The 2,912-nt window shown below is 69.3% G+C and carries 2 protein-coding genes; one reads left to right on the top strand and one right to left on the bottom strand.

Going from position 1 to position 2,912, the window contains the following annotated elements; translation table 11 throughout:
• Positions 1-38: 38 nt before the first annotated feature.
• Positions 39-1,205 (bottom strand): ATP-grasp domain-containing protein, encoded by a 1,167-nt coding sequence (locus tag AB0L34_RS33440; protein ID WP_363709630.1) that lies wholly within the window; start codon positions 1,203-1,205, stop codon positions 39-41.
• A gap of 1,419 nt (positions 1,206-2,624) precedes the next feature.
• Here AB0L34_RS33440 and AB0L34_RS33435 point away from each other — a divergent pair.
• The coding region (locus AB0L34_RS33435; RefSeq protein ID WP_363709628.1) for a hypothetical protein at positions 2,625-2,912 on the top strand (288 nt) is incomplete at its 3' end.

The following is a 2,912-nucleotide window of genomic DNA, read 5'->3' as shown; positions in this document are numbered from 1 at the left end:
CGGGCCGCGCCGCCGACGGCGCGGCCCGGAACGCCGGGTCACCTGCCCAGCGCTCGCTGGATCTGCGCGATCAGCACGCCGCAGGCGTACCGGTCCGCGCCGCCGACCATGCCGAGGATGGTCGCCTGATACGGGCCGTTGTCCGTCTCCGCCGGGTCGTAGTGCATGAACACGACGAACTGCCCACGGTCGATGAACGGCGCGAGGATCGGCTCGGCGTCCACCCCCGGCGCGAGCGAGAAGAACGTGGTCATGGCGCACGGGTGCTGACCCAGCAGCGAATTGCGGTGCAGCAACGACGAGGTGGCTCCGCTGACCCGGAAGTTCGGGTCGATGACGCGCAGTTCGCCGTCGCGGCCGATGCCGGCGTCGAACGAGCAGTACCCCCGGTACCCGAGAGCGGCCGCCTTCCGAACCCCCGCGGTCAGCGCCTGGATCAGTTCCGCCGGCGGTTGCTCGTCGTCCATCACACAACCGATCCACGTCGAGGTGGGCTGCGGCAGGTGTACGGACGCACCGAAGTACTCCACCGATCCGCCGTCCGTCACGCCGAACTGGAGCCCCCAGACCGTCCGGAAGAGAACCTCCTCCTCGACGATCCACTGATCGCTGACCTGCTCCAGTTGGTTGAACAGTGACCTGTTCAACCGGTCCTGCAGTCGTCTGGTGAAGATCGCGATCCCGCTGTACACCTCGGCGCCGGCCGGTTTGACGACCGCCGGCCGACGGTCCTGCTGCACGATCCGCCGCACCTCGGCGGGGGTGGCGACCTGCCGGCGGGGCAGGTACTCCGGGGCGATCAGCGTTTCCAGGACGGTCTTGTTGTTGAGGCGGGCCAGCAGGTCCGGCGGAACCCGGGCGGCTGCCGTCCGAAGTTGCGGATCGTGCGGCGGGAACTGGAACTCCAGCAACTCGCCTCGTTCGGCGGCCTCCCGGGCGAGCTGCACCGCGTGGTCGCCGGACCGGAACTCGCGCAGGTCGCTGGGCGGCTTGAGGCCACACCGGCTGATCAGACGCAGCGACTTGTCCGCGCTGGCTCCGGTGCTGCAGATGGCCGCCGTCTGGTGCGGCAGCGTGAGGTGAAGGCCGGTGATCATGTCCAGCCCGTTGTGCAGGCCGGCGCCCGCGCCGGCCAGATAACGGCTGCTTGCGGTCGCCACCGGACTGGGTGGTCGGGCCAGGACCACCCCTTCATGAGCGAACACCTGTACCTGGATAGGCCCATCCATCGGATCTCCTGACATGCCGGCCCGCAAGGGGCCTCGGGGATGGCACGAAGTCCGGGTGCACCACCACCACGAACAGCGGAGGACGTGGGCGGATGCGTGGCGTCCCGGTTCTGATGAGGCCGCTCGACCACGGAAGTCGAGCGTGCCGCGTGCACCGGCCGGAGGGCTCGACGTTTGACCGGCCAGGTAGCGGCTGGCTTGTGGTCAGCGCTGAGTTGGCGCGGTGCACACCAGCAGCCGGTGTGCTTGCCAGTCACCGACTGCGTCGTGAACAGAATTCGCGATACGGAAACCTTAGTCAGCACGCATTGACCGTCGATGGGCCGGTCAGCCGAGTACGCACCGGCCCTTTACGTCACCGACAATGCCAGGTCGGGGGGTCGGGGAGAGTGCGGTTCGGGCACCCGAAGAACAGAGCGTGACATTCTCTCGTCACTCCACTCTCGTCGCCCGATCAATGGAGAACGCAGTGTCGACGCCCAATACGTGAAGCGCCCCGAGCACCGACGGATCAGGCCCGACCAGCACTCTTGGCCATCGCCACCCGGCGCGCTCAGATCCTCGCCGAGCCAGCACTCCGGGTAACCGTGCGGGCGCCTCGGAAGGCGGCGCGAGCGCCGAGCGACACTACGCTCCGTGACACCGCGGCCCTCCACGCCCGACCGGACCGATCTCGGCAAGGCGCGGACCGACGCCCTGGTCGACCATTCTCTTTCCACCGAAGGATGATGATCATTGACGAATGACCCTCTCGATGATCCGTCCGAATGACCCTCGTCCGGCCGGTGAGCCGAGTGGGCCCTACGAGGTTCCGGCAGGATTTCCCCGGCTGTCTGATCGCGCAGGCGGACGACTTGTCCGACCTGACCAGCGAGAATCCACGACACATCGCCGGAAACCACTGATCCTCAGTGGACACGCCGCTAGGGGTCGACTGTGTGTCTAGGGGTGTACGCCGCTCCGGCCGGCTCCATAGCGTCTGGCACCACCGGTTCGTCGTTTCCCCTCACCGCACAGAATCGGGGACGCATGTGGGTGCGCCGCGCCCTGACGGACAGGAGGTGCCGGTGGCTGGGTCGGACACCCGGTTGCGGCTTCCAGACGGTGACCCCGTCCTGATCGCACCGCCGGTCCCGAGGCGTCCCCACCTGTGCCCCACCGCGGCACGCCGCAGGACGCCGTCCACCGCCGTCCACGCCTCCCACGGACCACCTACGGCACGACCGGGTCCGCTCCGCAGAGGCGTCGGTCGGCTGCCCCCCGTACGCGGCGGCGACGCTCCACGCCGTCCCCCACCACTGCGTCACACCGTGCTGTCCGCAGTGCGGCACATCGGCTGACCGGCCGCTCCGGCCACGCGCCGCCCGGTCACCCCTTTCGATCGGAGGTTGGTTCGTGTCTGTCGGGTCCGTTGGTGGTCAGGTCCGGGTTGTGGGTGTCGCCGGGGCGGGTGCCGAGTTCGAGGGCCTGGACCTGGTGGGTGACCTGCGGCGGCCGTTGGTGTGGCCGGCCCGGGCGGCCTCGCAGTCGCGGACGGTGGAGCTGCCCGACCTGACGGGCCCGGAGCCGGCCGGTGTGGTGCTGCTGACCGGCCTCGTCGGCGTGCTGGCCCGGTACACCGGTCAGGACGAGGTGGCGTTGGGCCTGACGTCGGGCGGATCGGCGGTCCGGGTGGGTGTCGCG

Origin of the sequence: Micromonospora sp. NPDC052213 (assembly GCF_040679695.1) — a bacterium.
Taxonomy (GTDB): domain Bacteria; phylum Actinomycetota; class Actinomycetes; order Mycobacteriales; family Micromonosporaceae; genus Micromonospora.
The sequence above is the reverse complement of the archived record's forward strand: the minus strand, read 5'-3'. Positions and strand labels throughout refer to the sequence as shown.